Here is a 6,681-nt window from a genome sequence, read left to right as displayed (position 1 = left end):
CATTTACCTGGCCGTAGGACTCAATAGGGACGGTAAAAAAGAAGTACTGGGTATGTGGTTGGGCAAAAGTGAAAGCGCCGCATTCTGGTTGGGTGTATTAACCGATTTGAAGGCAAGAGGCGTGGAAGATATCCTTATTACAGCTACCGACAATCTCAATGGATTTACACAAACTATCAAGCAAGTGTTCCCTCAATCACAGACACAGATATGTGTGGTACATCAGATCCGTAACTCAGCCAGGTATGTCGTATGGAAAGATAAAAGACAGTTTACAAAGGATATGAAGCAGATTTATGATGCGCCTACCAAACAGGCAGCTAAAGCTTCACTGGAACATTTTGCTTCGCAATGGAACCATAAATATCCATATGCCATTAAATCCTGGGAGGATAACTGGGAGGAACTCACCGTATTTTTTGACTTCCCGCTTGAAATCAGAAAAATCATTTACACCACCAATCTTATAGAAAATCTGAACGGTAAAATAAGGAAGTATACCAAAAACAAATTATCATTCCCGACAGATGAGGCAGTTTTAAAATCTGTATTTTTGGCCCTGAGAGAGGCTACGAAAAAATGGACGATGCCCATACAGAACTGGGGCTTAATCCTAAACCAGTTCTTAACAATATTTGAAAAAAGGGTTCAGCTTTAATAAAAAAGCCAAACCCTAATATTTTACTTACACACTTTATGGGATAGTGTCTTTTACGAAGTAAAACAATCTGTGTAATCACCCTCATCCCTTTATAATCTGTGATCCTCTTTCGCTAAGATTGTTAATTCTTAATTTTAAATTTTTAATTCTTAATTAAGCAAGGTTACCTATTCAGAGATTCGTGTATTATGTGATAAGGATGCATCCGATATCTTATCACTAACAAATCAATCAATTTTTATGTTTAAGTTCAAACCCTTTATCGGGGGCGTGGTTGCGCTCCTGCTGATAGCTTCATGCCAGGATGGAGTGAAAGAATCCAGGTCATCCAACGATCTCATCTCTTCCGTTGAAACATCCCCCAATGATGCCGGCACCCACAAAGATATTCCCGTCATCAACGACCAGCAACCTCTTGCCACCGACAGTACTACACCAACATCCGGCCCTTCTGCCGGCACAACTCCGGCAGTAAAGTCTGCTGCGCCCATAACAGTAGTGGATTGGTCAAAAAAGATCATCAAGACCGCTACGGTAAAAATAGAAGTGAAAGATTTTAAAACATATGGCGAAGGGCTCAACGGAAAGCTGAAACAATATGGAGCCTATGTTGCGCAGGAAGACAACAACATGACAGAAGGAAGATCGGAATCGGTACTTTCAATCAAAGTGCCTGTTCAGTATTTCGATGAACTGATGGCCGCATTGCCGGGGACGGATGCTGTGGTTACCGAAAAAAGTATCCGTACCGAAGATGTTACCGGAAGCATTGTGGATACACGCTCCAGGCTGGAAGCAAAAAAGCAGATGCGCCTCAAATACCTGGATTTCCTGAAAGAATCAAAAAATATGGCGGAAGTGCTGCAGGTGCAGGAAGAAATAAACGGCATCCAGGAAGAGATAGAATCAGCCGCGGGAAGATATGCATCACTCACATCGCAGGCGGCTTACAGCACCATCAACCTCACTTATTTCAAGGGAGCAGGAGCATTGAAAGCACCCGATGAAAGCCCGTCATTTTTTGCAAAAGCAGGGGAAGCGTTTTCTACAGGCGCTGCCTGGGTGGCCGGCTTGCTGGTAGGGCTCGTATCCATCTGGCCATTGATATTGCTGATAGTAGCAGTATATTTTATTTACAAAAAAAGAAAGCCGGCGGATGTTTCGAAGCAAAATGTTTAATTTGAAACATGAAAAAGAAACACCTGGTGGTACTCACAGGCGCCGGTATAAGTGCCGAAAGCGGGTTGAAAACTTTTCGCGACAGCGATGGATTATGGAATGGGTATGATGTGCGGGATGTGGCAACACCCCGGGCATTCATCAAAGATTCCGCATTGGTGCTCGATTTCTATAACATGCGTCGCCGCGATGTTGCTGCCGCTTCGCCCAATGCCGCACATACCGGGCTGGCAGGACTGGAAAAAGAATTTAACGTAACTATCATTACACAAAATATAGACGACCTGCACGAACGTGGCGGCTCAACAAATGTATTGCACCTGCATGGAGAAATTTTCAAGATGCACAGCATAGGCCGTCCTGGTGAAGTGCTCGAAATACGGGGAGATATAAATGTAGGCGACAAAGGAAACGATGGTACACAACTCAGGCCGCACATCGTATGGTTTGAAGAGCCCGTACCCATGATTGAAAAAGCAGTGCAGGTGGTATTGACGGCAGATATTTTTGTGGTGATCGGGACATCCTTGCAGGTATACCCGGCCGCGTCACTGATAGATTATGTGGCGCCGTCTGTTCCAAAATTCATCGTTGATAAGAGTATCCCTTTTGTAAATGATCCATCTATACAACTGATTGAAATGCCGGCTACGACAGGAGTAAAAGAGTTGAAGAAGCTACTAGATAATGGATAATTGATAACGGAATAATGGATAATGTTTCCAATCGATGGTATTCTCCTTATACGGAAGAACTTTCAATAGGAAGCATTATCCATTATCCTTTATAAAATTATCAATTAAATCGCCTTCTCTACGAAAGAAATTCCATGTTTTTCCAATTCTTCCAGCACCGGCTCATAGATCACCGGACTTGTAGGAATATGCAATCCTTTTAACTTCAATTTGTCTTCCAGTATCAGTTTTGCGGCAATTCCGAGCGGAAGACCGACCGTTTTTGCCATGGCCGTATTCATACTGTCTTCGCCTTTTACGATCAATGAGCTGGTGAGTAATTTTTTTGCGCCGTCTTTTATATATTCTATTTCATGTACCATCACCACCAGGTCTTTGTCGTGTGGTTGCAAAACCAGCTTTGTTTCCAGCGCCATTTGCAATACGTCCGCAGCACTGCAAAGTCCTTTATTGATGAAGGTCTCACTATCATCCATTCCTAAAAAATTGAGTTGTTTTACCACCAACTGCGGAAGGCCGGATAATTTATCGCCGGCATGAGCCTGAAAAAAATCCTGCAGCGTTCTTCCATCACTTTCATAAGAAATGGTTTCATCAGTGAGGTTCAATGCGATGATATGTTTCCATCCTTCCATGAAATCAGGATAGCGAAGGGTAGTGCGCACGAAAGTTTCTACATGATGAAGTTGGTAAAGGTCAAGATAGGGCAGGCTGTCGCGATTGGGGTAATAACTCAGCGAACCGATCGTTTCATCACCGGTAGGGATAGCCCTGTCAGTCCTGAAAAGCTCATCGTATTTCTCAGTGACCGTATGATTGTTTTCTTTGTAAACGGCGCCTGCTTTTCCCGCCAGGACCACATTCCGCGGATTCCAGCTGATCTTGTAATGCCATGGGTTATCATCACTTTCAGGTGCTACCAATCCACCGCAATGGCTTCGGAAAGAAACCACATCGCCACCTTCAGATTTGATGCGGTTAAGCAGCAATAAAGCGCTCATGTGATCGATGCCCGGATCCAATCCCATTTCGCAAAGGAATAGTAATTTACGATTGCTGATCTCATCCCGCAGGCTGCTGATCTGTTTGTCAAGATAGGAAGCGGTAAGCAGATGTTTCCGGTATTCCACACAATCTTTTGCCACCAGGAAATGCAGGTGCGGCGGCATCATGGATATCACGACATGCGATTTCTCTATCAACTTCGAGCGTTGCTTCTCATTGGTGATGTCCAGCTCAACCGCTTCTGCATAACGTGAATTTTTGGTCTTGAGCAGTATCTGTTCTTTATTCGCATCTGCGATGATAAACTTCCAGTTGTTCTTTTCCGCTTCGTCTGTAAGGTAATCTATAAGTACAGTGGCGGATTTTCCGGCACCGATGAGGAGTATCGTTTTCAAGCAATTTGATTTTTTGCAAAGTAAACGATTTTTTACCTAACGAGTTGTCAACTCCCATGAGTTGTCAACTCGTAGGAGTGGACTACTCGGAGCGCAAACTATTGACCGGGTTGGCCCTCGCCGAACGTACCGCCTGAAAGGATACCGTCAGCAACGTGATGATGGCCGCCAAAAACGCGGTGATGGCAAATACCCACACGCTGATGCTGATCCGGTAGGCAAATTCCTGTAACCACCTGTTCATCACATACCAGGCGATAGGTGATGCGATGATGAACGCGATCAATACCAGTTTCAAAAAATCTTTCGACAACATCGCTACCAACCCGCTTACATCGGCGCCCAACACTTTCCGGATACCGATCTCTTTCCTGCGTTGTTCAGCCATGAAAGTAGCCAACCCGAAGAGGCCGAGACAAGCCACAAAAATGGTGAGCCCGGCGAAAATGCCGAGGATACGGCCGATGTATTGTTCGGCTTTATATGTATTATTAAAACGGTCGTCGAGGAATGAATACGAAAAAGGTGCTTCTGCATGAAGGTTCTTCCATTTTTGCTGAATATTTGCCAGCAATCCCGGCATGTCTGCAGTTTTCACTTTCACGATCACGCTGCCATTATCTTTGGCCAATACCATCACCAGCGGCGTGATGGCTTCGTGCAGCGAGCGGAAATTGAAATCTTTTACCACACCGATCACATGATAACTCTCCTTTGAACCATCATTTGAATTATGCGTAAGCGTATGATTCAACGGATCATTTGTCCAGCCAAAACTGCGTGCCGCCGCCTCATTGATGATGATGCCTGAAGAATCGGTGGGAAATTGCGGAGAAAAATTTCGCCCGCTGGCGATACTGATCCCGAGGGTGGGGAGGTAATTTTCGTCTACATCATAGCGTAAGGTCTTTATCAACTGCTGTGCATTATCATCCGCCGAAACAAAAAAGTTGTTATTCGCCGAATTTCCTGCCGGGAGAAAACCTGATACCGAAACGCTTTTCACCCCCGGATCCTGCATGAGCTGGCTGCGAAATACATCCAAATTATTATTGAGCCAGTATGCCTGTTCGATCACTAGCACCTGTTCCTTATCAAAACCCAATTCTTTATTGCGGATATAAGAAAGCTGTTTATATACTACGGTTGTACCAATGATAAGGCTGATAGAAATGATGAACTGAAAAACCACCAGGCCACTCCTTAGTCCGGCGCTTTTTTTACCGGTCGAAAACTTTCCTTTCAATACTTCCACAGGCTTGAAGGAGGATAAAAAGAAGGCCGGGTAACTGCCCGCCAGTATGCCTGTAAACAATCCGAATGCGATCAATAACGGTAATGCATAGGGGCTGTTTGTCAGGCTTATCTTAAGATGCTGGCCGGTGAGATCATTGAAGAATGGTAGCAGCACGTAAACCAGCAGGATGCCGATCAGCAAAGCGATGGAAGTGATGAAGAGAGATTCGAGCAGGAATTGGGATACCAGTTGTTTTTTGACCGAACCAAGCACTTTCCTGATACCGATCTCTTTTGCTCTTTTTGCAGCGCTTGCGGTAGAAAGGTTCATGAAATTGATGCACGCGATGAGCAGCATGAAAAGCGCCACCGCACTAAAGATATATACATACTTTATATCACCGCCGGGTTCCATATCACCTGTCAGGTTGGAGTGTAAGTGAATATCGGTGATGGGCTGCAGGGCAAAACTGATACTGTTCCCTTTACTTTCAAGTTCTGCAAGCGTTACTCCAAGCCCCTGCTTCAATTGAGGGCCGATATATTTTTGCACCATTTCGGGAAAATGACCGGCAAATTTTTTCGGATCAGTGCCTTTACGCAGCACCACATAAGTGTAAAAACCCGATACCATCCACGAAGATTCGTTGGCCTCCGGAAGGTTGGATGTTGACGCGAAAACTTCAAAGTGAAAATGTGAATTTTCCGGAATTTCTTTAACCACTCCGGTAACTGTAAAAAAGGTATGCTGATCTTTCAACGTGAGCACCTTTCCGATAGGATCAGCCGTACCGAAATACTTTTTTGCAAGGACACTGGTGATGATGGCTGTATTAGGCTCCAATAGTGCTGTAGCCGCATTGCCCTTCTCAAGGGGAAGTGTAAAGACCGTAAAAAAATTCGGATCCACATAGGCAAGGCCGTCGGTAAAAACCTTGTTTCCATAGGTGATCCTTGTACCACCTCTTGCCTGTAAGCGGGTTGCCTCTTCCACTTCAGGATAATCATTCTTAAGGGTTTGGGCCACCGGCGGCATTACACTGGCTTCTTTGAGATCGCCGCCCTGCATCCGGCTATTAAATGTGACACGATAAAGCCGATCGGACTTCTCGTTGAACCGGTCATAACTTAATTCTTTCTGCACAAAAAGCATGATCAATAAACAGGTTGCAATTCCCAGCGAGAGGCCGAGAATATTGATGGTAGAAATACCTTTGTTTTTCCACAAATTCCGGAGGGCTATATTGAAGTAATTTTTAAACATCGGATGGGTTTTATTTTATTTCACATACAAGTGCAAAGGGATCACAAAGTCACGGCTTTGCTTTATCCCTTGAACCTTTGCCTGAAATTATTGCCAAAGGTTATGCCGGTAAAATAACTTATTAATAATCAACACTATAGATGTAAGCCATATTTTCTTACTGTCCGATTACGATACACATCCTGTTCAGTTATGAAACAGCAGTTCCGTAGAAAAATAGTTCTCCACAAATGTGTACAATATCAC

General features: G+C 44.3%; 5 protein-coding genes. 3 read left to right on the top strand and 2 right to left on the bottom strand.

Features of this window, described 5'->3' with window-relative positions:
* The 3 genes from EGI32_RS13690 to EGI32_RS13680 form a co-directional block, all read left to right on the top strand.
* Positions 1–658, top strand: a 658-nt coding sequence (locus EGI32_RS13690; RefSeq protein ID WP_255155927.1) for an IS256 family transposase, incomplete at its 5' end; no start/stop codon positions are given.
* A gap of 243 nt (positions 659–901) precedes the next feature.
* Complete coding sequence (locus EGI32_RS13685) at positions 902–1,840, top strand: DUF4349 domain-containing protein (RefSeq protein WP_255155926.1); 939 nt, start codon at positions 902–904, stop codon at positions 1,838–1,840.
* Positions 1,841–1,848: 8 nt separating this feature from the next.
* Positions 1,849–2,535 carry a Sir2 family NAD-dependent protein deacetylase gene (locus EGI32_RS13680; protein ID WP_255155925.1) on the top strand — a complete coding sequence of 229 codons (687 nt, stop codon included), beginning with the start codon at positions 1,849–1,851 and terminating at the stop codon, positions 2,533–2,535.
* 104 nt (positions 2,536–2,639) lie between these two features.
* On the opposite strand, the gene EGI32_RS13675 is transcribed toward EGI32_RS13680, so the two are convergent.
* Positions 2,640–3,935, bottom strand: coding sequence for a saccharopine dehydrogenase C-terminal domain-containing protein (locus EGI32_RS13675; RefSeq protein WP_255155924.1), 1,296 nt, complete (start codon positions 3,933–3,935; stop codon positions 2,640–2,642).
* Positions 3,936–4,017: 82 nt separating this feature from the next.
* Positions 4,018–6,435 (bottom strand): ABC transporter permease, encoded by a 2,418-nt coding sequence (locus tag EGI32_RS13670; protein WP_255155923.1) that lies wholly within the window; start codon positions 6,433–6,435, stop codon positions 4,018–4,020.
* Between the last annotated feature and the right edge of the window lie 246 nt (positions 6,436–6,681).

It is taken from the genome of Ferruginibacter sp. HRS2-29 (genome assembly GCF_024343615.1).
GTDB lineage: Bacteria > Bacteroidota > Bacteroidia > Chitinophagales > Chitinophagaceae > Ferruginibacter.
Note: the sequence above shows the minus strand (reverse complement) of the source record. Positions and strands in the feature narration are given on the sequence as shown.